Origin of the sequence: Zhongshania aquimaris (genome assembly GCF_019312595.1) — a bacterium.
GTDB classification, from domain to species: Bacteria; Pseudomonadota; Gammaproteobacteria; order Pseudomonadales; family Spongiibacteraceae; genus Spongiibacter; species Spongiibacter aquimaris.
Genome location: NZ_JAHWDQ010000006.1, coordinates 17,637 through 41,587, shown reverse-complemented (window position 1 = coordinate 41,587; position 23,951 = coordinate 17,637). Strand labels below are relative to the sequence as shown.

Annotated in this window: 19 protein-coding genes; 11 read left to right on the top strand and 8 right to left on the bottom strand. The window is 50.5% G+C overall.

The features are described 5' to 3' along the window. A complete protein-coding gene (locus KXJ70_RS17030) occupies positions 1 to 972 on the bottom strand; it encodes an enoyl-CoA hydratase/isomerase family protein (protein WP_219044752.1) in 972 nt (323 codons plus the stop codon). Between the two features lie 205 nt (positions 973 to 1,177). On the opposite strand from KXJ70_RS17030, the gene KXJ70_RS17025 reads away from it, so the two are divergent. Then, positions 1,178 to 2,233: an AraC family transcriptional regulator gene (locus tag KXJ70_RS17025; protein ID WP_219044751.1), complete on the top strand. Its 1,056-nt coding sequence runs from the start codon at positions 1,178 to 1,180 to the stop codon at positions 2,231 to 2,233. A gap of 571 nt (positions 2,234 to 2,804) precedes the next feature. Here KXJ70_RS17025 and KXJ70_RS17020 read toward each other — a convergent pair. Together KXJ70_RS17020 and KXJ70_RS17015 are read right to left on the bottom strand one after the other, a co-directional pair. Beyond that, entirely contained in the window at positions 2,805 to 4,877 is a 2,073-nt protein-coding gene (locus KXJ70_RS17020) for a hydantoinase/oxoprolinase family protein (RefSeq protein ID WP_219044750.1), read from the bottom strand. Position 4,878: 1 nt separating this feature from the next. Continuing rightward, a complete protein-coding gene (locus tag KXJ70_RS17015) occupies positions 4,879 to 6,699 on the bottom strand; it encodes a hydantoinase B/oxoprolinase family protein (protein WP_219044749.1) in 1,821 nt (606 codons plus the stop codon). A gap of 334 nt (positions 6,700 to 7,033) precedes the next feature. Between KXJ70_RS17015 and KXJ70_RS17010 the strand changes: the two genes are divergently transcribed. Together KXJ70_RS17010 and KXJ70_RS17005 are read left to right on the top strand one after the other, a co-directional pair. Beyond that, the gene (locus KXJ70_RS17010; protein WP_219044748.1) at positions 7,034 to 7,819 is read left to right on the top strand and encodes an SDR family NAD(P)-dependent oxidoreductase; all 786 of its coding nucleotides are present in this window, start codon (positions 7,034 to 7,036) and stop codon (positions 7,817 to 7,819) included. 56 nt (positions 7,820 to 7,875) lie between these two features. Next, a complete protein-coding gene (locus KXJ70_RS17005; RefSeq protein ID WP_219044747.1) occupies positions 7,876 to 9,144 on the top strand; it encodes a hypothetical protein in 1,269 nt (422 codons plus the stop codon). Between the two features lie 24 nt (positions 9,145 to 9,168). On the opposite strand, the gene KXJ70_RS17000 is transcribed toward KXJ70_RS17005, so the two are convergent. Further along, complete coding sequence (locus KXJ70_RS17000) at positions 9,169 to 9,792, bottom strand: carboxymuconolactone decarboxylase family protein (protein WP_219044746.1); 624 nt, start codon at positions 9,790 to 9,792, stop codon at positions 9,169 to 9,171. A gap of 190 nt (positions 9,793 to 9,982) precedes the next feature. Here KXJ70_RS17000 and KXJ70_RS16995 point away from each other — a divergent pair, with 190 nt between their 5' ends. Continuing rightward, complete coding sequence (locus KXJ70_RS16995) at positions 9,983 to 10,633, top strand: TetR/AcrR family transcriptional regulator (protein WP_219044745.1); 651 nt, start codon at positions 9,983 to 9,985, stop codon at positions 10,631 to 10,633. Here the strand turns inward: KXJ70_RS16995 and KXJ70_RS16990 are convergent. Further along, positions 10,630 to 11,223 carry a TetR/AcrR family transcriptional regulator gene (locus tag KXJ70_RS16990; RefSeq protein WP_219044744.1) on the bottom strand — a complete coding sequence of 198 codons (594 nt, stop codon included), beginning with the start codon at positions 11,221 to 11,223 and terminating at the stop codon, positions 10,630 to 10,632. The genes KXJ70_RS16995 and KXJ70_RS16990 overlap by 4 nt on opposite strands. A 193-nt stretch (positions 11,224 to 11,416) precedes the next feature. Here KXJ70_RS16990 and KXJ70_RS16985 point away from each other — a divergent pair, with 193 nt between their 5' ends. Further along, entirely contained in the window at positions 11,417 to 12,751 is a 1,335-nt protein-coding gene (locus tag KXJ70_RS16985) for a spinster family MFS transporter (RefSeq protein WP_219044743.1), read from the top strand. 22 nt (positions 12,752 to 12,773) lie between these two features. Here the strand turns inward: KXJ70_RS16985 and KXJ70_RS16980 are convergent, their stop codons facing one another. Both KXJ70_RS16980 and KXJ70_RS16975 read right to left on the bottom strand, forming a co-directional pair. Beyond that, positions 12,774 to 13,094 carry a 2Fe-2S iron-sulfur cluster-binding protein gene (locus KXJ70_RS16980; protein ID WP_219044742.1) on the bottom strand — a complete coding sequence of 107 codons (321 nt, stop codon included), beginning with the start codon at positions 13,092 to 13,094 and terminating at the stop codon, positions 12,774 to 12,776. A 128-nt stretch (positions 13,095 to 13,222) separates the two neighbouring features. After that, complete coding sequence (locus KXJ70_RS16975) at positions 13,223 to 14,425, bottom strand: cytochrome P450 (protein ID WP_219044741.1); 1,203 nt, start codon at positions 14,423 to 14,425, stop codon at positions 13,223 to 13,225. Between the two features lie 241 nt (positions 14,426 to 14,666). Here KXJ70_RS16975 and KXJ70_RS16970 point away from each other — a divergent pair, with 241 nt between their 5' ends. From KXJ70_RS16970 to KXJ70_RS16950, 5 genes are all read left to right on the top strand, one after another. Further along, the gene (locus tag KXJ70_RS16970) at positions 14,667 to 15,416 is read left to right on the top strand and encodes an SDR family NAD(P)-dependent oxidoreductase (protein ID WP_219044740.1); all 750 of its coding nucleotides are present in this window, start codon (positions 14,667 to 14,669) and stop codon (positions 15,414 to 15,416) included. 78 nt (positions 15,417 to 15,494) lie between these two features. Beyond that, a complete protein-coding gene (locus KXJ70_RS16965; protein ID WP_219044739.1) occupies positions 15,495 to 17,183 on the top strand; it encodes a class I adenylate-forming enzyme family protein in 1,689 nt (562 codons plus the stop codon). A 72-nt stretch (positions 17,184 to 17,255) separates the two neighbouring features. Next, positions 17,256 to 18,272, top strand: coding sequence for an NAD-dependent epimerase/dehydratase family protein (locus tag KXJ70_RS16960; RefSeq protein ID WP_219044738.1), 1,017 nt, complete (start codon positions 17,256 to 17,258; stop codon positions 18,270 to 18,272). Between the two features lie 31 nt (positions 18,273 to 18,303). Further along, a complete protein-coding gene (locus KXJ70_RS16955; protein WP_219044737.1) occupies positions 18,304 to 18,708 on the top strand; it encodes a nuclear transport factor 2 family protein in 405 nt (134 codons plus the stop codon). A 22-nt stretch (positions 18,709 to 18,730) separates the two neighbouring features. Continuing rightward, entirely contained in the window at positions 18,731 to 20,407 is a 1,677-nt protein-coding gene (locus KXJ70_RS16950) for an FAD-dependent oxidoreductase (protein WP_219044736.1), read from the top strand. Here KXJ70_RS16950 and KXJ70_RS16945 read toward each other — a convergent pair. After that, positions 20,388 to 20,972 carry a TetR/AcrR family transcriptional regulator gene (locus KXJ70_RS16945; protein ID WP_219044735.1) on the bottom strand — a complete coding sequence of 195 codons (585 nt, stop codon included), beginning with the start codon at positions 20,970 to 20,972 and terminating at the stop codon, positions 20,388 to 20,390. The two genes, KXJ70_RS16950 and KXJ70_RS16945, sit on opposite strands and share 20 nt — an antisense overlap. A 451-nt stretch (positions 20,973 to 21,423) precedes the next feature. On the opposite strand from KXJ70_RS16945, the gene KXJ70_RS16940 reads away from it, so the two are divergent. Further along, the gene (locus KXJ70_RS16940) at positions 21,424 to 23,892 is read left to right on the top strand and encodes a TonB-dependent receptor (RefSeq protein ID WP_219044734.1); all 2,469 of its coding nucleotides are present in this window, start codon (positions 21,424 to 21,426) and stop codon (positions 23,890 to 23,892) included. The last annotated feature ends 59 nt before the right edge of the window (positions 23,893 to 23,951 follow it).

Genomic DNA, 23,951 nt, shown 5'->3' with positions numbered 1-23,951 from the left:
TTAGGGTTTCTTGCGATTCGAGCGTCCCATCCGCCATTCTGGTGGGTAGGACATATCAATATCTTTCACGACATTATTTAAGCCCTTGTTGAAGGTGTCGTCGCCGACGCCCGCTTGAGGGTTGCGGTCGTTGGTCATCATTGGCAGCATGCCCTCGACAAATCCGGTCATCAGGCTGCCCATGTATTCGCCGCGATACTGTTTGTACATTTCTAAAAAGGTCTTTTGTACCTGAACCACATCGGTCGGTCTGCTGCGCGAGCAGGCCATCGCGTATTTCAGGGTTTCGGCTTCGAGCTTTTCAAGGGGAACAACGCTGTTTATAAATTGGCATTTGTCCATTTCATCGGCGGTGAAGGGGCGACCGGTGAATAGCATTTCTGAAAACTTGCGCAGGCCAATGGTTTCGACCCAGGTCCACATTCTTGGCCCCCAGCCCGCATAGCGAAAGGCCGGATGACCAAACAGGGCTTCGTCTGAAGAAACAACCAGGTCGGCGTCGGCGGCTTGATAGAAGTGCCAGCCGTAGCAATAGCCTTTGGCTTCAACGATGCTGACTTTCTTAAAATCCTGCAGTGGCCGGTTGCCGGCCGCGGTTTTGGCGTAGTGATCGGTCATGCTGTGCAAAAAGCGGTAAGACCCTTTTGGCGGGTATTTTACGCTGGGGTCATTGATGCCGAATTCATGCAGAAGTGACATGTCTTCGCCATCGTCAGAGAACATGCCAGCTTGTTCGCCAAGATCGCCGCCGCTGCCCAAATGTTCGCCTTCACCGCGGATAACCAGTACTTTAACGTCATCGTCAACATTGGCTTTAAAGACCAGTTCTGCGTACACCTGACGCATGCCCACGGTGGTCGCATTTAGTGCTTCCGGGCGGTTAAAAGTCAGGTAGGCAATTTTATTCTCTTCATCTTTTTCATAGCGAATTAACTTTCTTGCCTCGGCTTTCAACTCTTCAATATCGATCATAGTAACTCCGGAATGCTCAGTATTATTTTTAAAATCAATTGCTTAAGGTTCTGTGCGGACTTGACGATTAGCTGGTCTTACGCAGCGCAAAATCGAGTTGGCAGTGTAGTATATATTCCACACCAGTGTTGCTTAATTCGCGACAGTAGATGTGGTAGGCTGTACAGTTGATGCAAAGGCGACCTCCACAATAGGAGTACCCGATATGGGTGATAATAATTTTTACAGTTTAGACGGCCCGCTAGAGTCTATGCCCAGCGAACGCCAAATGCGGGTGGCAAACTTGACTGGGTTCGCACCCTTGGTGCGCAGCTTGGGTGCCGATCCCCGCGCCATTCTTGAACGGCACGAAATAGACCCGCGTTTTGTTCGCGATCCCGACCACTATATCGACTGCAAGTCGATGGTCGACATGCTGGAATACTGCAGTACCAGCCTGAACGATCCGCTGTTTGGTTTGCAGTTAGCTCGCCAACAAGAGCCGGATATTTACGGCTGTGTCACGGCGCTATGTCGGGCGGCGTCGACCATGCGCGAAGCCTTGCAGAGCTTTATCAATTACATTCCCGTTACCCACTCTCCCGCGACGGTTATCGAGCTGGTGGAGGGCAGTCAGACCGCTGAACTGCGCTGGTGTGTGCGTACTGATTTAGGCAAAAACAGTCAGGCCAACTACCAGGCCGCGATGCTGAATATAAAATTGCTGCGGCAAATCGGTGGCAAGGGCTTTCAGCCCAACTACGTCAATTTAGGGGTTGATGCGCGTAACCGCGATATTCAGGAGCTGGAACGTCAGCTGGGATGTCGTTTCCACAATACCGCAACGGAAAACGCTATCGCTTTTCCAGCTGCCTATCTGGACCAACCCATTGCGACGTCGAGTCGGCTGTTATTTCGCTTATTGGGTGGCTATTTAGATCGAGTCAAAGCGGCGTCGCGACACAGTGATCTCGATCGTGTGCAGGATTATATTCGCAGCTCGCTGGCATCGGGTGGCTGCTCAATTGAGCGCTGTGCAGAGAAGCTGGGTACGTCGGTGCGCACCTTGCAATCGCGTTTGAGTGAAGCGGGTTTGAGTTTTTCTGAATTACTGGAAGAGCAGCGCATGTCGCTGGCACAGTCCTATTTAAAACAAGATCAATTTTCTCTGGATGACGTGGCAGCTAATCTCGGCTACTCAGAGCAGTCCAGTTTTGGCAGAGCGTTTAAGCGCTGGACGGGGGTGACGCCGAAACAGTATCGGCGGCAGTATCTTAATTAAAGAGTTTGGTCAGGCTCTTATTTGCGACTTCGTCGGGTTTGGGGTTTTGTTGTAGGCCCCTATTTCGCCTTGCTGGGCGACCTACTTCTTTCTGACGAAAGAAAGAAGTAGGCAAGAAAGTTCGCCCCCAGTCACTCGGCCTTCGGCTACCCTGTGCTTCTCAAAATCCAATGGGAAAACGCGTCGGAACTCGGCTGCGCCTCAAACAGCCGACGCTAAGAGCTTTCCCATTGGATTTCTGCGATGCTTGGTGAGCTCAAAGGGGGGCGGAACTTCGATTCTGACAAAGATTTTAACTAAGTGATATTCGGGTCTGACACAATTTCTCTAGGTTAGCTTAAAACGCAAGCATTAGTGAAAAGTTAGACCTTAATTCATTTCCGAAAAAATTGTATATGGATATAGTGCTGGTTTTCGCCTCTGGGAAGACGGTTTTTTCCTGCAAGGCTTTCAATATATTTCCTCCGTTCTGTTCGAGGGAGCAGGCCACTATTACGCTGGATGCTGGGTTCCGGCTTTTGCATCTACCGACTCCCAGCAAGCGTCTCCCCCAGCACTCGCAGTATCTAATTTAGCTCCGCAGCAACTCATAATCTCCCGCATCATCCACCACTGCTCGCCACCCCGGATACACCACGATAGTGGTAAAGGTCTCTTGAATAATGGCCGGTCCGTCGAGTGAATTCCCCGCCTGCAAGTCCACGCCTGCATAGACAGGTGTTTCCTTAAATCCCTCACCTAAATTCGCGCGTCGATGTGATCTTGGCGTCGCTGCTTCGCTGCGTGCAAGGTAGCCAGACTTGATGACCGGTGACGGTGTATCTACCGAACTCGTTAAGCGTACGCCAATAATTTCTGGTAGTTCCGCTTCGCGAATGTGACCGTACTCCTCCATGTGCCGCGCGTTGAACGCGGCAATGGCGCGGGTGCCGAAGTTGTCGTCGACAAAAGACAGATCATTGCCGCCGACGCTGGTGTGCATATTAAAATTAAGCGCCCAGTTTTGGCCGCGATAGCGCATATTAATTTGGTAGCTGCGCTCGATGACCTGATCGGGGAAGCCGGCTTCCTTGAAGTAGTGCGCCGCACGTACTTCAAGCTCCTGCCACAGCGCGCTCAAGCGTTCTAAATTCGGGCTTTCGGCTGGACATATAAACGAGCGCTCTTCGTCTATGCTGGGTTTGGCGACCAAGGTGCCCAGCGCCGAGAAAGTCGGCGAGGCTTTAGGTACTAGCACTTTGCGAATGCCCAGTGCCTCGGCGTGCACCGCCGCAAATGCCGGTCCGTTGCCGCCGTAGGCGAGCATGACCATGTCTTTGGGATCTATGCCCTTGCCAGCTGTTGTACGGCGAACCGCTTGAATCATATTGGCGTTGACCATTCGCCAGCAATCAAAGGCGGCGTCTTCCGCGCTGTACTGCATGGCTTCGCCAATTGCGGCGAAGGCCGTTTCTACACCGTCGTCACTTAGACTAAAGCTGCCGCCAGCAAAGCCTGCATCAGTCGATAAAATGCCAAGCATAAGCAATGCGTCAGTCACTGTTGGCTGCGAGCCGCCGCGACCATAGCAAATAGGGCCGGGGTCAGAGCCGGCAGAGGCGGGGCCAACGCGAAGTTCGCCATTGGCGACGTGACAGATTGAGCCGCCGCCAGCGCCCAGGGTTTCAACCTGAACCATGGGCACGCCGACCAGGTTGCGATGGTGCATATTCCAGCCGGCGACGGCGGGGGCGTCGCCATTCAGTACCATGGACATGTCGTAGGACGTGCCGCCCATATCGACGCACAGTAGATTGGGATAGCCTTTTGCCGAGCCGACATGGGCGGAGCCAATGACGCCGCCCGCCGGGCCAGATGCCAAGACCCGAATCGGTGAGCCTTTAATATACTCTTTGGTCATGACGCCGCCGCTGGCCTGCATCACCATCAGCTGGCGGTCATAGCCGGCCTTTTCTAAGCGGCTTACCAAGCTATTTAAATACGAGGTAACGCGGGGCGCCACATAGGCGTTGACCACGGTGGTGCTGGTGCGGTCGTATTCCGGCGAGCGCGGCAGGACTTCATGTGATACCGAAATATGCACGCCGGGCATTTCTTCCGCGACAATCTCCGCGACACGCTTTTCGTGGGCGGGATTGATAAAGGAGAAAATGAGCGAGATCGCCACTGACTCAACGTTTTGTTTTTTCAGGCGCAGACAGCAGGCGCGCACTGCATCTTCATCGAGTTCTTTATATACCGAGCCGTCGAACAGAGTGCGCTCAGGCACGGTCATGCGACGGCGGCGCTGCACAATTTGGGCCGGTGGTGCTAAGCGCAGATCCCAAATATCTTCCTTAAAGCCGCGGCGGTACTCCACTTCATCTCGAAAACCTTCGGTGGTTATCAGGCCGGTAATGGCGCCGTTCATTTCAATTAAGGTGTTGTCGGCGATGGTGGTGCCGTGAACAATGGCGTCGCACTGTTTTAAAAACTCGGCCAGTGATAAGCCTTCCTTTTCGGCGAGAATGCCTAAGCCCTGCATAACACCCAGCGAACGGTCTTCAGGGGTGCTGAGGTTTTTGTGGAGAATGACTTCGTCGCCTTTAAGCAGCGCAAAGTCGGTGAAGGTGCCGCCAATATCAATCCCAACGCGATAGTTCATATTATTTCGCTCCTTCGCGCTGTGCTTGCATTTGCTTTCGTAAGGTCTCTGTTGCAGTGGTATCAACCTGCAAATCGTAATTTTCAAGCGAGCCGGTAAGCACCACGCCGTAGCGTGATTTTGCCGCGTCGACGCTGACGTATTCGTCTAGTACATCTTCTTTCACCATATTTGGGTCGCGCAGCAGTGCCGAGCCGAAGCCCGCGCCACCGCCGTGCTGATAGGCGATGACTGCGCCCTCCGGAAGTTGGGCCTGCACTGTGCGCTCGATTTTATATTCTCGCTCTGTACCCACTTCAAAATGGTTTTCATAGGGGCTGGCGGGATCGCCACCGCAGATGCCCTGCATTGGGTGAGCGGCTGACACCATCCAGGCCATGGCCATGGTGGGCTTTAATACTTTCTTTACATTCAGGCTACCGGGCTGGCCGCGCCATTGCCCGGCGCCGCCGGCGTCGGTGGTCATTTCTCGACTAATATTGATGACGGGAAAGCGCGCTTCGGCGTCTTCGGCCTGAGATAGCAGCAAGCTGCCAAGGGCGTTAGGGCAGGAGCCCCAACCGTCGATGCCCTGCACCGCAGAGACATCCATAGAGCGAGAGTCGACCCCTTGGTCCATCCACATTTGACCCATTTCATCAAAACCGATAACCGCGTTTGGCATACCGATTTTGTACACCTGGGGTGCGCTGCGCTCGGGTACAACGGCAGAGAGAGCAATACAAACCGCCTCGGTAATTTCGCAGGCGGGATGGAATGAACCTAGCGCGGCAGGCTTATTTGGTGGCGGATGGGCAATGGTACCTTCGGGAGCAATAATGTCGACGGCGTGAAACATGCCTTCGTTTTTGACAATACTGGGGTCAACGGCGGCGGCGAGTTGCACCATGACATAGCTGCGGCTATTGGCGAAGGTATTCCACACACCCACTAATTCTGGTCGGTCATCGGTGCCGGTGAGGTCTACGGTAAGCTGGTCGCCGGCGACTTTGCAGGCAACATGAACCTTTATGTCTTTGGTGCCCACGGTGTCGTGGTCAATAAAAACATCCGCCTCATATACGCCGTCAGGCCACTTGCTAACCTCTTCGCGAAAGCGTTGTTCGGTGTGGTCAATATTGTAGTTGATGGCGGCTTTAACCGTATCAGCCCCCCATTTGTTAATAATGTCTTGTAACAGACGAGTCGCAAGTTGCACGCCGCTAATCATGGCGGCGAGGTCGCCAGCGAAGGAGGCGAAGCGATTATTGCGCTCTAACAGATGAATAATGTCACGGCGTTTTTCGCCGCGATGTACCAATTTTATACAGGGGATTGCCAAGCCTTCGGTGAAAATATCGGTGGCTTCCAAGGTGAATCCGCCCGGGTCCTTGCCGCCGGTGTCACCCTGGTGAGCCTGCAGAGCCTGGATCATAATGAGCTCGCCATTCTCGTCGAAGACCGGCGCATAGACATTGTAGTCGGGGAGGTGGCCGCCGCCGTAGTCGGGGTCGTTGCCGAGGAAAACATCGCCTGGGCCCCAGTCGTAATTTTTAAAATGCTCTATGCCATAGCGCACCGTAAGTTGTGAAACAAAGGTGAGGTGTGGCGTACCAATGGAGCCAGACGCAAGTCGGCCGTTGGCGTCAATAATACTGGCGTTGCGCTCATTGGACTGATTGATGATAGGTGAAGACGCCGCCCGCCCAAGATGGGTTGCGGCTTCGAAACAAACCGTCTCCATAGCGCCGCGAATAATACTGGCAGTGACCGCATCGATATTGGCACTGGTAGTTAGTGCCGGCCGTTTGGCGGCGAGTTTATTATTGAGTTCGTATGACATGGGGGCTTCTCTATTTGTATCTGCGGTCAGCCTATGCGGAGCGCTTTACGATGAGGCTAATAATAAGGACTTCCGGTGAAACCCTTCCCGACTTGTCGTGTGAGCCTTTATACAGTTAACGCAGCTCTAGCTTCGCTGAGTAGTCCAGGTAGGAGAAGGGATATGCCTGTAGCTGCATTGTCGGTAAAAGCATACGGACATTATCCGCCGCAAATGTTTTATTACCGTCATGCTTTAAAATAATGAGGTTGGGAATCTGGCGGGTGAAGGCGTTTTTGAGCTGGGCGCAGATTTCCAAAACTATAAAATAGTAAATAACTTTAAGGGGTAGGTTATGGGGCAGTCTACACAGAGGCCGGTTGCGCTGATTACTGGCGCGAGCTCGGGAATAGGTGACACGGTCGCCAGGAAATTTGCCGAGGGTGGTTTTGATCTGGTGGTGGTAGCGCGGCGCAAAGAGCGATTAGAGGCTTTGGCAGGTGAATTATCCGGTGTGGCTAAGGTCGCTATTTTGGCAGCAGATGTGACAGCAGAAAATACCCCAAAGCAGGCCGTTGAGTTGGCTATGGCAACCTTTGGTCGGCTGGATTGTTTAGTCAATAATGCCGGTGCGGGAACCTGGGCGCCGGTGCATGAAACCACCGATGCCATTCTTAACGAAGTCATTGATATTAGTTTGAAAGCCCCGTTTCGGTTTTGCCGCGAAGCCTTGGCCGTGATGAAGTCAGGTGCGTCGATTATTAACGTAGGGTCGGTATTTGGCAGCTTGGGTGGTTTAGACGGCGGTGCGTACTGCGCAGTTAAGGCGGGCTTGGTGGGATTGACCCAAACGATGGCGGCGCAATACGGTGCAGATGGTATTCGAACAAATTTAGTCGCCCCCGGCGTTATTCGCACCGAAATGACAGATGCTGCGTGGATGGCTGAGCCCTTTAGACGTTTGAATCATGAAATGACGCCATTTCATCGCGAAGGCACCACTGCCGATGTTGCGAATGCTATTTATTTTCTTGCCAGTGAATCTGGTGCTTATATTAATGGACAGACGATTGCCCTGGACGGCGGCTGGTCTACGACCAAGTACCTCAGTAGGGAAGCATTGCTTGCCGAAAGGAAATAGACGGCAGTGACAGTAGTGCATTTGTTGTTTGAAATTTACGTGCCGAGGTTTTGTGTGTGGTAGCGAAAGGCCAGTGGCTAAGGGGCGATTTTTTAGGAGTCGATATTCCCGCAGATATCGATGCGCTAATGCTCGGTGGTGTGGACTTTCTTAATCGTGCAATGTCGGCTGCTGGCACTTTGGAAGACGGCAATGCCATAGCGGGTATTGCTGGCTGTGAGCCGTGTCTGGGTGGTAGCACCGGCCAGAAAGTGATACTTGAATTGGAGTTTGCGCGGCCACCCAAAACAATGGATCGGCGAATTTTTGTGAAATTTTCGCGAGACTTTTCTGATCCGATTCGCGACGCGGCTAAAACGCAATTAGAGGCTGAGGTTAAACTCGGTCTGCTGTCCAATAGTCCGGATTTTCCCATTGCGGTCCCCCGTTGCTATTTCGCTGATTATCATCTCGCCTCAGGTACGGGAATCATTATTAATCAGTGTGTTGGTTTTGGGCGGGATGGTATTGAGCCGCTTTATGAGAAGTGCTTGGACTACACTATTCCCCAAGTATTAGCGCATTATCAAGCTATTATTAAAGCTTTGGCTCAGTTGGCTGGCGCGCAAAAGTCTGAGAAATTAGCGGCGGCGGAAGCCTTGTTTCCCTATCGTCCAGAATCACAATCATTCGCGGCACCGATTCGGTATACCGAGGCGCAACTGCAGCGCCGGCTAGAAAAACTAGCGGATTTTGCCAAAGCTTATCCTCAGTTTCTACCCGCTAAATTTACTCAGCCAGCGTGTATAGAATTACTGCGAAATTCTTTGCCCCATATTCTTAGTCAGGAGAAAACAATAAAGACCCAGCTTAGTCAGCCTGGGGATTACATCGCACTGATGCATTGGAATGCCAATATCGATAACGCGTGGTTTTGGTCTGACAGCGCGGGTCAGCTTCGCTGCGGTTTGATGGACTGGGGTGGCGTGAGTCAAATGAATATCGGCTTGGCGCTTTGGGGAGCATTGAGTGCTGCTGAATCTGAGCTCTGGGAGCAAGATCTGGATAATTTACTTGCGATGTTTATCGACGAGTATCGCCGTGCTGGCGGTCCGCTGCTAACGCATACGCGGCTTAAGCAAGATCTTGTCGGTAGCGCGCTGGTGATGGGTTTGTCTTGGCTTATGGATGCCCCTGCACTTATTCTACGGGAGATACCTAATCTCGCGACGGTGAAAGATCGCTGTGATCCGCGATTCAGTCGCTGCGAAAGTGCGCGTACTCAGCTGCAAATGCTGATAAATTTTTTAAACTTGTGGCAGATATTTATTGGTGAAGTCAGTTGATAAAATCATATCTGCTATTTCCAGTTACTTCATCATTCGGGCGCGGGTTTCGTCATCAATGGACTTGCAGCCCTCTTCAAGCGGTACGTCAAAGCTATTAATCGCTTTCGCTAAGGTTTCGTAATAGCCCGCTAAACATATCATGTCTAACACTTGTTGGTGACTGTAGTGCGGCTCTAGCCGCGCCCACGTTGCTGCGCTAATTTTTGAGTGGTGATGTAAGTCATCGACAACTTGAATTAGCGTTGCGTCTTTGGCGTCCCAGCCCTCGGCGTCTGCACCAATTTGAATACGCAGAAAATCTTCCTCCTGCAAACCCGCTCTTGCGCCGAGAATGAGATGCTGAACATACTCGTATTCAGACTTCTTTAGCCAACTTGTTCGCAGAATAATCAACTCTCGATCGCGAACATTGAGTGTGCTGTCTACGGCAACATGTTTGTTCAAGGTCAGAAACGCTTTTGCGAGCGCAGGGTAGTGCGCGAACAATCCCAGCGTGTGGCTGCCGCGACCATCACCGGTTTTTTCTTTCCACTGTTTTAATACAAAGTCGCGGCTGCTCGGAAAAGCGCCTAAGGCGTCGAGGACTTCGCTATTCCACTCATCTGGCATCAGTGGTGAGAGTCTTGCTGTGGGTGTGACTTTCATAGTGATTCCTATTACAACTTTGCCATGACGATGTATCGCAGGCATGCCTCTAATGGGCAAATTCTGCTTTGTATTAAAAACTACTCATTTATGTCGCGTGCTTACCTTATTGATGTGATTGACATTATCTTGAACACGCTGCACTATTTGGTAGTATAAATCAACGATGGTGATTAGTTAAGGGGTGTGTGTGGCAAGGGAGCGCAATAAGGCGGCAACGAGAGAGGCTATTCTGGAAGCCGCACGCACGGTGTTGGCATCTGGAGGGCCTGAGGCGCTGAGTCTATCCAGGGTCGCCAACCTTGCTGGTATTAATCGCGGCACCGCTTATCAGCATTTCGGCACCCGCGACGAGCTGGTTAAAGCCTCAATCGCCTCTGTTGGCGAATATTTATCGAGCATTGTATTCAGCGGTATTGAGGTTGATGACGAAGGTCAGTGGATAGGTAACTCGGAGCGTCCGGTTGTTGAGGTTGTGAGCCGCTTGGTGAATTTTGCGGTCGATAACCCAGCGCTGTGCCGAATTTGGTTATTCGAGGTTTTGTCTTCTGCCAACCCGAGTCAGGATCCTTTTTTTAGACAATTCAAGGCATCGACTAAAGAGTTGGCAAAAACCAAATCCAGCAAGCCAGGTATTGACGTTGAAGTGCTGTCGGTGCTCATGCTGTCGGGCTATTTTGTCTGGCCGCTGTGGGTTGAGGCGCATGCTGATAGTAAGCGTGATCGCCAGGAGATGGCGCGTAGAATGCGGCACGAAGTGGTACGACTATTTTTACATGGTGTATTGGAAAATGAAGAGTTTCCGCAGCTTCAGGACATGTTGGATAAAAATCTGATTTAGAGCGTGGTGTTGTTCGCCTTGATGACGGGATTTATCACGATACGCTCATAAATTTCAGCAAGCTGGTTGGCAGGCATGGGTTCTTCCTGTCCTAACCACCAGGCGAGTAGTTCAATCGTGCCGCTAGAGACCACAATGACGCCGAGGTCGGCGGGTAACCAGTGATTCTCGTTGTGCCAGGCCGCGGCGATTTCGCGGGCGATGCGAACAAACTCTTCCCGCAGTCGGCTAGAGGCGCCACCGGTAAGCAGGGTTCGCCACAAAATGCGGTGCTCGCCCACGTAGCCGCATAAGGTCGTTGCGGCGGCGTGGGTGTCACTGGAGCCCAAGGCGTTTATGGCCAAATCTATCAGGGTGGCAATTTCATCGAAGGCGACGGTGTCGAGTAATTCTTCTTTGCTGGGGTAGTGCCTGAAAAACGTGGTGTAACCAATGCTCGCTTTCGCCGTAATTTCCCGGATGGTTATTTGCTCATAAGTCTTTTCGTTTAAGAGTTCAAGAAATGCATTGCGCAAGGCGTCGCGGGTTTGAATAACCCTGGCATCAGTGGTTGTGGAATAATGGGGACGGAATATTTTTTTTTGTTGCATTGGTGTCGCTATCTGGAAAATTGAATTACACATGGTAAAGCACACGACACTTTACCTAGCTTGTGGGGCTTGGGCAATCCTGCTGCTAGGTTGCCCACTTGTTTGCTAAAGAAATTAAGACGATGTCGCCGAGATCACGCCTTGTCTGATCAGGGCGATAAATAAATGATTTGCGAGAAATAAGAAGAATAATATGACGCAGGATGGCAAGCTGGAAGAAGTTAGCGGTGACACCGAGTTTCGTAGTTCCTCGGCTTACTCTAATTATGTACTGGGAATTTTGTTTGTCGTTTACGTTTTTAATTTCGTAGATCGGCAGATTATGTCGGTATTTATTGGCCCGATTAAAGAAGAGTTTGGCGTCTCCGACACCGCAATGGGCTTGCTGGTTGGGTTTGCCTTTGCATTGCTGTATACCGTGGTGGGAATCCCTATTGCCCGCTGGGCGGACAGCGGTAATCGGCGCAATATTATCGCCTTGGGCTTGGCAGTCTGGAGCGCGATGACGGTGTTGTCTGGTTTGGCAAGAAGCTTTGCCACGCTAGCGATTGCGCGCGTTGGGGTGGGGGTTGGTGAGGCGGCTGGGTCGCCGCCAGCGCATTCATTGATTGCAGATTATTTCCCTTTGAATCGACGGGCAACCGCACTGGCAGTTTATGCGTCTGGTGCGTTTGTCGGATCTGGTATCGCTTACCTGGGCGGCGGCTATTTGCGAGAGTATTTTGACTGGCGTACCGCGTTTATTGTGGTGGGTGCTCCCGGTATTTTACTTGCTCTGGTGTTGCGATTCACGGTTAAGGAGCCGCCGCGAGGATATTCAGAAGTTGGCGCGAAGGACGATTCGACGTCAACGCTCAAAGAAACCCTGCACTTTTTGATGGCCAGTCGCTGCTGGGTCCTGCTTATGTTGGGCTTCTCGCTGGTGTCCTTGACGGGTTACGCGGTGCTTATGTGGGGTTACGAATTTTTTGGCCGTGTGCACGGTATGTCGCCAATTCGAATTGGTCAGTGGATGGGGCTAATAGTCGGCGTTGGCGGTAGTGTTGGCACTATATTCGGTGGCCTACTGGTCGATAAAGTCAGCGTAAAATCGCTGCATTTAGGTATTAAAGTACCGGTTTGGATTACCTTGTTAGGTCTTCCCTTAGGCGCGGTGTTTTTGTTAACGACATCGCCGACGGTTTCGCTACTATTTTTTGCCCCATTTTATGTATTGTTAAATATTTATATTCCCGCGATGTATGCGGCGAACCAGGCCTTGGCAAAGTTGCGAATGAGGGCGACTGCGTCGGCAATTATGCTGTTTGTGGTAAATATTGTTGGGGCCGGCTTGGGGCCTTTGGTGGTCGGTATATTGAGCGATTACTTTAGCCCACAATTTGGCCTAGAGGCCATTCGCTATGCCCTGCTGGTGAGCCTTGGTTTGGGTGTTATCGGGTGTGTACTTTTGCTGGTGTCGAGCCGCTACTACGAGGACGGGGTATTAAAAACCCGACCAAAGAAAATCCAGGGTCGGGCTGCGAGATAGTAAAGCGTGCGTGTTTCTAGAATTAAAACTGTTTTTCTGGAACGCGCAACACCATGCCATCCAGTGCATCGCTAACGATAATCTGGCAGGAAAGGCGACTGTTGTCCTGTGGATCACAGACTTCTTCTAATAGAATTTCTTCCATTTCGCTTTTCACTTCAATCTTATCCAGCCAAGACTCATCGACATAGATATGGCAGGTGGCGCAAGAGCATGAGCCGCCGCAATCGCCAACAATACCTCTTACATTTTCGTCTAGTGCCGCCTGCATAATAGATGTGCCGTTAGCAATTTCGACGTCATGTTCTTTGCCGCTGAACTCAATAAATTTTATCTTTGCCATTTGTATTCCGCTCTCAATCTTTGCTCACGCTGCGCTGAAAATTCGCAAGGTTTTTGCAGTTGTTTAATCAGCGTGCAGTTTACCTCATTAAATAAGGGGTACCCACAAAGATAACCCTTATTTAATATTTAGCGAAGGAATGCAGGCAAGCTATCCCAGCCGCGTGTTGTGGATGAGGCAGACATTTCCGCATTGGCCATATCGAGTTCCCAATCTGGGAACCGTTTTAGCATTTCTTCAAGTCCAACTCGTCCCTCTACGCGAGCAAGTGCTGCGCCGAGGCAAGCGTGTACGCCGCGACCAAAGGTTATATGCGGAGATCCTTCGCGGTGAATATTAAATTTTTCACCATCAGCAAAGCGACTTTCATCTCTATTGGCCGAAGAAAGGATGAACTGCATGACAGCGCCAGCCGGAACAATTTGCCCGTGAATCTCAACGTCTTTAGTCACGTAGCGAGCAACTGATGGTCCCGGTGGTTCGCAGCGCAAAATTTCTTCAATTGCGGCGGGGACTAAGCTTAAGTCCTTGGCAATTTGACGACGTTGATCTGGATGATCGCCTAGCAGTTTACCTGTCCAGCCAATCAGTCGAGACGTGGTTTCATTCCCTGCGCCGGCAATGACGTTGATGAATATTAATACTTCTTCGGTGGTCAGCTTGCGCTTCACACCGTCGGGATCAGTGAATTCAGCGTTTAATAGATCCGTCATCAGGTCATTAGATGGATTGTTTTTGCGCCATTCAACATAGTCCTCAAAGCCTTCACCTTGATAGCTACTTTGCGAGCTTTCCATTGGTTTGCCGGATTCTGTGCGCAAAGAATTATCAATACGATCACGAATGATGTCGCGGTCTTCGTCTGGAATACCGAGCAGCATGCCAATAACGCCGCCGGGTAGTTGCGCGCCAAAGTCGTCAATAAAATTAAAGTTGGTCTCACCAATCATCGGGTCGAGACAGCGCGCACAGTAGGCCCGAATCTTTGATTCAAGCTCGTTCATGCGGCGCGGTGTGAATACCCTTGTCACGATGTTGCGGTAAGAAGTGTGGCGCGGGGGATCATGCCAAATGAACATGCCATCTGGAATTTCCAGATCGTCTTCCTTGATGAACTCCATGATATCGCTTCGCGCTGAGCTGAAGGTCGTGGTGTCAGAGAAGTACTTATTGATATCGTCGAAACGACTTAAGGCATAGAAGTCGTATTCTTTGTTGTAGTACAGCGGCGCTTGCTCACGAAGGCGCTTAAAGTAGGGGTAGGGGTCCAGATTGATATCGGGACGATAGGGGTCCCAATAAACCTCTCCCGTAGCGTTTGATTCACTCATTTCGCTCACCTTGATTGTGTTAATGGTATTTTTATATGTGAAACACTGTGGTTCATATTAGTGGCTTGAATTGTGAGCTGTCAAGCGAAAATTATGCTCGCATATTAAGATTCAAACAGAATGTAATTGAACATTTTGCACTGGGATTCTGCGGCAACTTATTCTATAGTGGTCAACACTGTTGATAATGTGTTGCCCGCGCTGAGATGGTAACACCCAAATTCTGGGATATAGAATAGATATGAATAAAATAGCCGTAGTTACCGGAGGAGCGTCAGGAATTGGGGCGGCAATTTGTCGTTACCTAGCTCGCGATGGGGCAGATATTGCGATATGGGACCTCAATGAAGAGGCCATGGCCAGCGTGGCGGAAGAGGTGCGTGCTTTGGGGCGCAAGGCCTTGTGCTGCCGAGTGGATGTGTCAGATCGCGCGGTGGTAACTGCTGCCGCCAATGAGGTTCGCAAAGAGCTTGGTCCGGTAAGTATTTTAGTGAACAGTGCCGGCATTCACGCCACTGGGCCATTTATGGAAATGACCGATGAAGCATGGGATCGCGTGATGACGATCAATCTCAAAGGTACCTTTATCTGTACTCAGGTGGTGGCGGCGGACATGATTGCGGCAAATTGGGGTCGCATCATCAATATTTCGTCTTCTAGCACCCAAACTGGCTCGCCAGGCATGGCCCACTATGTAGCGTCGAAAGGCGGCGTGATTGGCTTCACCAAGGCGCTGGCAGTTGAGTTGGGTGGCAACGGCATAACCGTTAATAACGTGCCACCGGGATCTGTAGACACCCCGATGTTGCGTGCACTTGAAGCCAAGGGCGGTCTGCCTGGTGGCGTTGATGCCATTGCTGCGCGGAATCCCGTTAAGCGTATTGGCCAGCCCAATGATATGGCGGCGGCAGTTGCCTTTTTGGCATCGGAAGACGCAGGTTACATCACCGGCCATACCCTTAGCGTTAATGGTGGCCGGTACATGTCGTAACCGACTATGCCGCGGTGGCGTAGTGAGGTAGACGAAAATAATCAATAATTATTGAACAAGTAAAGGCAGTGGCAGTTTATGACGATTGCGGAGAATGATCTTAAGGCAGGGCTCTCCTCCATTGTGGGCAGTTCTTTAGCGGCGGAGGTAGGGCTGGGCAGTTTAACAATGGCCGGCTTTATAACTGAGCTAGGTGAGCGTTTCGGTGAGCGCGATGCGCTCTGCTGGCGTGATCTCCAGGGTGAGCTGCAAGAGTGGTCTTATGCGCAAATGGTTGACGAGTGTCGACGAGTTGCCGCCGCCTTGATTGCCGCTGGCGCGGGCAAGGGTAGCCGTGTTGGCGTACTCATTAGTAACCGCCCTGAATGGATTTTCGCAGCATTTGGTTCGGCGATGGCGGGTGCAGTGTGCGTTGCCTTAAACACCTTTTCCACACCGGCGGAACTTGAGTATCAGCTTAAGCACGCTGATGTTGAATTTCTGTTCATGGAAGCAAAAGTCGCCTCCAAAAATTTCTTGCAAGATATTCAAAACTTGTGCCCCGCCATAGTGAATGGCAGTGGCAATAGTTTGGATGCCGCCTATCCTTTCTTACGAAAAATTATCTGTACGGAAGATGTTTCGGCATTCCCAGGAATAATCGCTTGGCAGCATTTTTTGGACGCTGGCGCTGATGTTCCCACAGATATTATCGATGCCAGAATTTCTGCGTCGGACCCATTAGACATGGGTTTAATATTCTTTTCATCTGGTTCGACGGCATTGCCCAAAGCTATTCAGCAAACCCAGCGCGCGGCGATGTTGCAGTGCTGGCGATTTGGGCAGTGGTATGGCGTCGATCCCGATGTGCGCAGCTGGAGTGCTAATGGCTTCTTTTGGTCGGGCAACTTTGCTATGGCCTTCGGTAGCACCTTGACGATTGGTGGTTGCTTAGTACTGCAGCGTTTTTTCGATCCCGATGAAAGTCTCGCATTATTTCAAGAGCAAAAAGTGTCATTGGCTATTGCGTGGCCACATCAAGAAGCTCGCCTAACCGAATGCCCCGCTTGGGCAGATACCGATCTAAGCGCCCTTCAGTATGTCGACGCTAATTTAACCTTGGCGAGCCACCCTGATATTGAAGGTAAGTGGCGTCAGCCCAATGGTTACGGGATGACGGAGACCTTTACGTTTATAGCAGGTGACAAAGGCAGCCGTGTTGAGGCGGGTACTCATGGGCCGGTACTGCCGGGGAATACCGTTAGGATTATTGACCCAGATACCGGCGAAATTTTGCCGATTGGTCAGTCTGGTGAAATTATCGTTAAAGGCCCCACACTGATGGCAGGCTATTTGAAGGTGCCGACGGAAAATACCTTCGATAGTGATGGCTTTATGCACAGCGGCGACGCGGGTCACTTCACCGAATCAGGTCAGCTGGTTTGGGAGGGGCGCTTAAGTGACACCATCAAAACCGGGGGTGCCAACGTATCGCCGTCTGAAATTGATGCGGTCTTGAGCACTCATGCTGCTATTCAAAGTACCTTCACCGTCGGTGTACCGCATGACACCCTTGGTGAGATTGTTGTTTCCTGCGTGATCCTGCGCGACGCAAAAACATTAACGGAAGAAGAGCTGCGCGTCTTCGCCAAACAAACGCTAGCCAGTTACAAGGTGCCGCGTCGGGTACTATTTTTCAGTGAAGAAGAGTTGCCGATGACGGGCAGTAATAAAATTCGTCGTCCAGAACTGAAGAAACTCGTGGTCGAGAGAATGACAGAGGCTTAGCGCACTGCAAATTGTACAAGAGTTGACGCGGTTTAATGCCGTGTCAGGCTGGCAGAAGAATAAGGAATCGTCATGAGTGAGTTTAGTGTAGATACCCAGGCACCCGTTCTAGTGGCGGGTGCGAGTGGTTTTGTGGGTAGTCATACGGCGCGCTTACTCTGTGAGCAGGGCAGGCGAGTGCGGGTTATGTTGCGCAAAAGCAGTGACACGAGCGCCATTGCCGATTTGCCGGTAGAGATTGTTTACGGTGACGTGCTCGACGTGCCGTCCTTAAAAGCGGCAATGCAAGGCTGCCAAAGTGTTTTCTACAGCGTAGTTGATCCCCGCTTTTGGCTTAGCGACCCGGCTCCCATATATCGAAATAATGTCGATGGCTTGGTGAATGCAATGGAAGTGGCTCTAACACTTGGGGTCAGCCGATTTATTTTTACTAGTACTATGGGCACCCTCGGCATTAATCCCGACGGGCCTGTTACAGAAGACATCGAATTTAATTGGCTGGACAAAGCACCACCCTATATAAAGGCCCGCTTAAAGGCAGAGCAGGAGTTTTTGCGCTATTGCCGAGAGAAGTCACTACCGGGTGTGGCGCTGTGTGTCGCTAATACCTACGGGCCACATGATTATCAACCGACGCCCCACGGTAAAATGCTCTGGGATATCGCCGAGGGTCGAGTGGGTTTTACCATGGGCGCTGGCGCGCCGACCGTCGATATTCGCGACGTCGCGATAGCGGCGGTGGCGGCGGAAACCAAGGGGAAATTAGGTGAGCGCTATATCATCGCCAATGAATTCATTAGCAATCGCGACTTTGCTGCATTAGCAGCAGCAGAAGGTGGTCACAAGCCGCCTAAGGTTATACCTATGTGGTTTGCTTACTGCATGGTCGGTCTAATCCAGGCAATTATGATTTTACTGCGTCGCAAAGATTATATCGTTCGGACTAGCGCCGTGTATTTGTCTAACGTCTTTCAAGAGATGGATCACAGCAAAGCTGGTCGAGATTTAGACTGGCAACCGCGTCCTATAAAACAAACTATCAAGGACGCTGCCGCATGGTATGCAACGCGGCCACAGCCAGAAAAATAAGCTGCTCAGATAATAGAAAAAGGCGATGGGAATGACGTCTCACGATATAAGAACATTGGTAGATGCCTTTTTTTCGGGTTTAAGCCTCGGTGAAATCGATGCAGATATGCTGACCCCGGAGATGACGTTCTGGAGTGTCAATTCCGGTGTCTCTGAGCGTGAAAGATTTCTGCAAGGCATTCGGGTGCTGGCAACAATTGCTGGCAAGTCGCTGTGCTATACAGTCGACACCTTAATTGTTGATGGCCAGCGCGCTGCAGCGGAAGTGAGTTCCAGCGGAACGCTAATTAATGGCGAGGGCCTGCAGAACAAGCATGTCTTTATTTTTACCGTGAGCGATGGAAAAATCTCTGCGGTAGTCGAGTTTATGAATCAGCGTGTTGTTGAAGAAAAAATTATGCCGCTGATGATGGCGCTAGGCACAGGCAAAAAATAATTATTATGAGGTGGGGCTGAGAATGCAGACTGTAGACGAAAGCGCAGATTTCATTATAGTCGGCAGCGGTGGAGGCGCGCTGTGCGCGGCGCTGTATCTTGCCAGTCACAACAAAAAAGTTGTGGTGCTCGAAAAGTCTGCCTATGTCGGCGGTACAACGGCGCGCTCTGGCGGCGTTATGTGGATTCCCAATAACTGCTTTTTAAAGCGTGATGGCATCCCTGATAGCTTTGAAAAAGCAGCTCAGTACTTAGATAATCTATGCGATGAATTTGAGCCCGTTCCTGGGGCAAGTCAAATTCGTCGACACACGTATATTCGGCAAGCACCTGAAATGATCGAGTATCTATTAGCACAGGGTATCGCCTTAGATCGCGCGAAACATTGGCCGGATTACTATGATGAGCGTCCCGGTGGGCTCAGCTGTGGTCGCAGCGTGGTTGCCGCACCATTTAATATCAATTCCCTTGGCGAATGGAAAAAGCGGATGCGACCGGGATTTTTAGAAATGCCGGTTTCTTTAGAAGAAGCCCTGATACTACCGTATTTTAAGCGCTCTCCGGCATCGCGAAAATTAATGTTAAAAGTTGTCTGGCGAGTGGCATTAGCGCTGCTCAGTGGTAAACGTTATGCCTCAGCAGGTAAAGCCTTGCAGGGGCGGATGTTGCAGGCAGCGCTGGCAGCGGGAGCAGATATCCGCCTGGAATCGCCAGTGAGTAAACTAGTTGTTGAGGATGGGCAGGTTAAAGGCGTTGTCACTGAAAATGGCGGAAAAGAAAGACGAATTAACGCCACTTTGGGCGTCTTAGTCGGCGCTGGTGGCTTTGCCCATAACAAGCAAATGCGCGAACAATATCAGCCGGGAACCTCGCCGCGGTGGTCTAGTGCCCTGCCCGAAGACAGCGGTGAAATGATTCAAGAAATGGCTCGTCACGGCGCGGCGCTAGCGCAGATGAATGAAATGGTGGGCAACCAATGTGTGCTGCCACCAGGGAGTAGTGAGGGCGAAATTCAATTTGGTGCGCAAGCTATTACCGCGAAACCTCATGCTATTTTAGTCGACCAGACCGGCCAGCGTTATATGAACGAGGGCGGTTCCTATATGGCGTACTGCAAGGCGATGTTGGCGCACAATCAAACGACACCCGCAGTGCCGAGCTGGGCTATTTTTGATAGTCAGTTTATGGCGAAGTATATGCTGGCGGGCACCATGCCCGGCAAGAAAAAGCCCGCAGATTGGTTTGAGTCAGGTTTTTTAAAGCAAGCGGATTCATTGGCGGAATTGGCGGGCCTGATTAATGTTGAGCCGGCAGCGTTAACGTCGACAGTTAAGCGATTCAATGGCTTTGCACAAACAGGTAAAGATGAGGACTTTCAACGCGGTGAACGGGCCTATGATAAGTGGCTTGGGGATGCACTGTCTGCGGAATCGCCGTCCTTAGGCGAAATCAATCGAGCGCCATTTTATGCTGTTGCTGTTTATCCCGGCGACGTTGGCACCTACGGCGGTGTCGTGACTGACGAATATGCGCGGGTGTTAACAGAGAGCGGAGCGGTTATTAAAGGTCTATATGCTACTGGCGTATCGACTGCTTCGGTCATGGGTGGAGCATACCCCGGCGCGGGTGCCAGTGTCGGGCCGTCCTTTACATGGGGCTATGTGGCGGCAAAGCATGTGCTCAGCTCTTCGGCTGAGTAATGATCGGCGTGATAATGACGTGTTCAAAAATCACCGCGATTTTATCGGCGGAGATGGGCTTGGCCTGTTTTAGCCAGCACCCCAGTAGCTCGATGGTACTGCTGGCCGCAAGAGTGACGCCGATCTCTGTCGGAATCCAGTCGTGGGGAGCCTCCCAGTTTGCCGCAATCTGCAGCGCCTGATTGATAAATTCCTGTCGTAATGTGTTTGCCGCGCCGCCGGTCAGCAGTGACGACCAAATAGTTTTGCGTTTGGCGACTTCGCGGCACAGTGACAGCGCCGCTGACCTCATGTCGGCAGAGTTGACTAAGGGGAGGGCAAGATCAATTAATGTTTTAACTTCTTCCGTCGCAATATAGTCGAGCAACTCTTCTTTGTTAGTGAAGTGTCGATAGACCGTTGTATAGCCAACGCCTGCTTCGTTTGCAATATCGCGAATGCCTATTTGATTCAGATCTTTGCTCTTGAGCAGTGTCAGAAACGCCATTCGCAATGATTCTCGAGTTTGTAAAACTCGCGCATCCTTGGCTGTCGCATAGTGAGGTTGAAAAGTTTTCTCTGCCATTTAAAAAGGTTGCTCAATCTGTAGGTTTAATTCAATACGGTCTGGAATGAAAATGCATAGTAGCGGATGGAATAAGTCGACGCCATTGCGTCGATGTTTTCCTGGGTGGATGACGGAAGCATATTTACAAGCGGGAAGATGTTTAGCGATAAATGTTAGCCGGGAACGGCGTATCTCCATGCGTAAATTTAGTCGGAAAAGGTCGGTTTTTAGCGTCTAAATTCACTATGTAGAATTCCGCGGAAATATGTTCATTTCTTGGTCTATCTGTTCTTGTAAAGCTAAATCGGTTGTGAAACAATTTGTTTCATAAATAATAATGATCTGTCAAAAGACGATGGCTACACTACTTAAGCATTCACACTTATATTTGGCTAGACAGCACAAGTGTGTACAGCACCATCTTCATCGATAAGGCGGATCTCCACGGCGGCCAGCTAGGAGGTTTTAAGTGAATTCGTATATTAAACCGGTTTTACTATCAGCATTATTCACCTCGATATCTCCGTTAAGCGCGGCCCAAACAGCGGATTCAAAGCAGCAAACCAGCGTAAAAGAGCGCCGCAGTGTTTTAGAGGAGGTGGTTGTTACGGCTCGACGCACAGAGGAGAACTTGCAAGACGTGCCCGTCGCGATTTCAACAATTAATAGTGACGATCTTAGGCGCGAGCAGATCAATAGTCCCCAGGACTTGCAGGGCAGGGTTCCCTCCCTGGTGGTTGGTACTGGCAGTCAAATGCGCAATACCGAAACCCCAACCATTCGCGGGCAAGGTGCTCAGTTTGGTTCCAGTCCAGGCGTTGTGATGTATATGGCCGAGGTAGCTTTACCTTCCGATCCGGTTGCGAACTATCAGGGCGGGGCGGGTAAATTTTTTGACCTTAGCAATATACAGGTTCTAAAAGGCTCTCAGGGAACCCTGTTTGGTCGAAATACCACAGGTGGTGCATTGCTGCTGGAGCCCCATAAGCCAGAAAATAATCTGTCGTTTAGGCTTGCTGCTGGCGTTAGTTATTTAGAAGATGTTGGCTCTGCAAAGCCGTCAGGCGAGAGTTACGAAGCTGTTTTGAACCTGCCGATAATTGACGAAAAGCTCGCTGCTCGTATTGGTGGCCAAGTATATAAGCGTGATGGGTTTACCCGCGATGTGATTACTAATAAGGATTATGACGATAAGAATTACTGGACTGCGCGTGTCGGTTTGCTATGGAATCCTAACGACCGATTTGAAAATTACTTTATGGGTGTGTATTCCAAAAGTGATGATAATGGCACGGCAACCGTTATAGAGGAAATCAACCGTGAAGGCTTGAATCAGGCCATTCCTGCGGCGGCGGGTCTTGGGCTTGTCTCTAATCTCATTCCTGGTCTAGATCTGGCTCAGCCCTTGAATCTTGGTTGCCTTATCTTAAATACGTTTGGACCATCTAGTAATTGTGGTCAGGATATCGTTGATGAGCAGGGCGCGCGCGGTAATCGCAGTGTTCAGCTAAGTGGCGACCCGCAAGATGTACTGAAAAGTAGCACAGTGTTAGACAAGTTTAGTTTTGACATAAATGACAATCTAACGTTGCGAAATATTGCCAGTTACTCAACATTGGTGCATTCATATCGCTGGGATTTAGACGGTTCGCGTGCGCAATTAAATGAATTTATCAATCCCGAAGATGTTAATAACGCAGACGTCAGCACCTACACCGAAGAGCTGCAATTGCAGGGTGAGGCATTAGATAAAGCCTTGAGTTATGTTGTTGGTGCCTACTATGAAAAGACTGATGCGAAAGGCCGCATAATTGCAAAGTCGCTTTTATTTGTAGACGTTAATCAAGAATACGAGCAGGAGAAGGAATCTTATGCGCCATTCTTTCAGGGCAATCTTGATCTTGGCTATTTTACTGATTCGCTAGCGGGATTAAATTTAACCTTAGGTGTTCGCTACACGGTTGATAAAACTTTCGGGCGCGCATCTATACAACAGCTAGCCGCTGGGCTTATTCCCTTAGTTGATAAATCTTTCACTACAAGAATAAGAAATACAGCAATTACTTATACCGCTGGGCTTGACTATAAAATAAATGAGAATCTTATTTACGGAAAAATAAGTCGTGGTTACAAGACCGGTGGTGTGGCGACAATTGCGGTGAATCCGGCCAACTACACCTATGAGCCTGAGTATGTGACTAATTATGAAATTGGCCAGAAGTCTGATTTCACACTTGGCGAAATACCACTGCGTTTAAATACGGCGCTTTATTACACTGATTATGCAGACCTTCAAAAAGCCGCACCGGATTCTTTTGTTGATCCCGCCAACCCCAGCCCAGTGCCGCAGCTTGGGCAGGCTGTTTTTAATGTTGGCAAGGCCTGGGTGGCTGGCTTTGAAATGGATTTGACTGCACAAATTCTGCCATCGTTAATGCTGGTAGCAACATATGGCTATACCAAGGCTGAGTATGAGGAGTATGACTTGCTTTATGGTGGTGCCACCGCTCAGTTAGATTGCTCCGGGGAAGCGAAGGAAAGAGGCAATGTACTGGATTTAAGTTGCCTTCCGTTTCAGACCACGCCGGAACATCAATACAGCATTTCAGCGCGCTCCTTCTTGATGGGTAGTGATGAGTATGGCGATATTGAGGCGTCACTTACCTATACCTTTGTCGATGAGCAATACAGCGCGCAACTGTCGCCACCAGAAGGTGAGCCAGGTGCGTGGTTACCTTCTTTTGGTCTTGTGAATGCCAGTGTTACATGGAATCGCTTCTTTGGTTCCGCGCTCAGCTTGCAGCTTTACGGAAGTAATTTAGCGAATAAGGAATACCGAATCTCGAATAGTAATCAATGGAATCTCACTTACTTTCGCAGTTCCATTTATTCTGAGCCACGGGTTCTGGGTATGCAGCTAAGCTACGACTGGCAGTAGAAGATTATTTATTAGCTGCGCGGCGCTCAGCGCCAGCAACGCAATGCGATTGACAAAAT

Bases quoted from the DNA above. Each gene is read 5' to 3' on its own strand.
- KXJ70_RS17030 (WP_219044752.1), bottom strand. From the start codon at position 972: ATGATCGATATTGAAGAGTTGAAAGCCGAGGCAAGAAAGTTAATTCGC.
- KXJ70_RS17025 (WP_219044751.1), top strand. From the start codon at position 1,178: ATGGGTGATAATAATTTTTACAGTTTAGACGGCCCGCTAGAGTCTATG.
- KXJ70_RS17020 (WP_219044750.1), bottom strand. From the start codon at position 4,877: ATGAACTATCGCGTTGGGATTGATATTGGCGGCACCTTCACCGACTTT.
- KXJ70_RS17015 (WP_219044749.1), bottom strand. From the start codon at position 6,699: ATGTCATACGAACTCAATAATAAACTCGCCGCCAAACGGCCGGCACTA.
- KXJ70_RS17010 (WP_219044748.1), top strand. From the start codon at position 7,034: ATGGGGCAGTCTACACAGAGGCCGGTTGCGCTGATTACTGGCGCGAGC.
- KXJ70_RS17000 (WP_219044746.1), bottom strand. From the start codon at position 9,792: ATGAAAGTCACACCCACAGCAAGACTCTCACCACTGATGCCAGATGAG.
- KXJ70_RS16990 (WP_219044744.1), bottom strand. From the start codon at position 11,223: ATGCAACAAAAAAAAATATTCCGTCCCCATTATTCCACAACCACTGAT.
- KXJ70_RS16985 (WP_219044743.1), top strand. From the start codon at position 11,417: ATGACGCAGGATGGCAAGCTGGAAGAAGTTAGCGGTGACACCGAGTTT.
- KXJ70_RS16980 (WP_219044742.1), bottom strand. From the start codon at position 13,094: ATGGCAAAGATAAAATTTATTGAGTTCAGCGGCAAAGAACATGACGTC.
- KXJ70_RS16975 (WP_219044741.1), bottom strand. From the start codon at position 14,425: ATGAGTGAATCAAACGCTACGGGAGAGGTTTATTGGGACCCCTATCGT.
- KXJ70_RS16970 (WP_219044740.1), top strand. From the start codon at position 14,667: ATGAATAAAATAGCCGTAGTTACCGGAGGAGCGTCAGGAATTGGGGCG.
- KXJ70_RS16965 (WP_219044739.1), top strand. From the start codon at position 15,495: ATGACGATTGCGGAGAATGATCTTAAGGCAGGGCTCTCCTCCATTGTG.
- KXJ70_RS16960 (WP_219044738.1), top strand. From the start codon at position 17,256: ATGAGTGAGTTTAGTGTAGATACCCAGGCACCCGTTCTAGTGGCGGGT.
- KXJ70_RS16955 (WP_219044737.1), top strand. From the start codon at position 18,304: ATGACGTCTCACGATATAAGAACATTGGTAGATGCCTTTTTTTCGGGT.
- KXJ70_RS16950 (WP_219044736.1), top strand. From the start codon at position 18,731: ATGCAGACTGTAGACGAAAGCGCAGATTTCATTATAGTCGGCAGCGGT.
- KXJ70_RS16945 (WP_219044735.1), bottom strand. From the start codon at position 20,972: ATGGCAGAGAAAACTTTTCAACCTCACTATGCGACAGCCAAGGATGCG.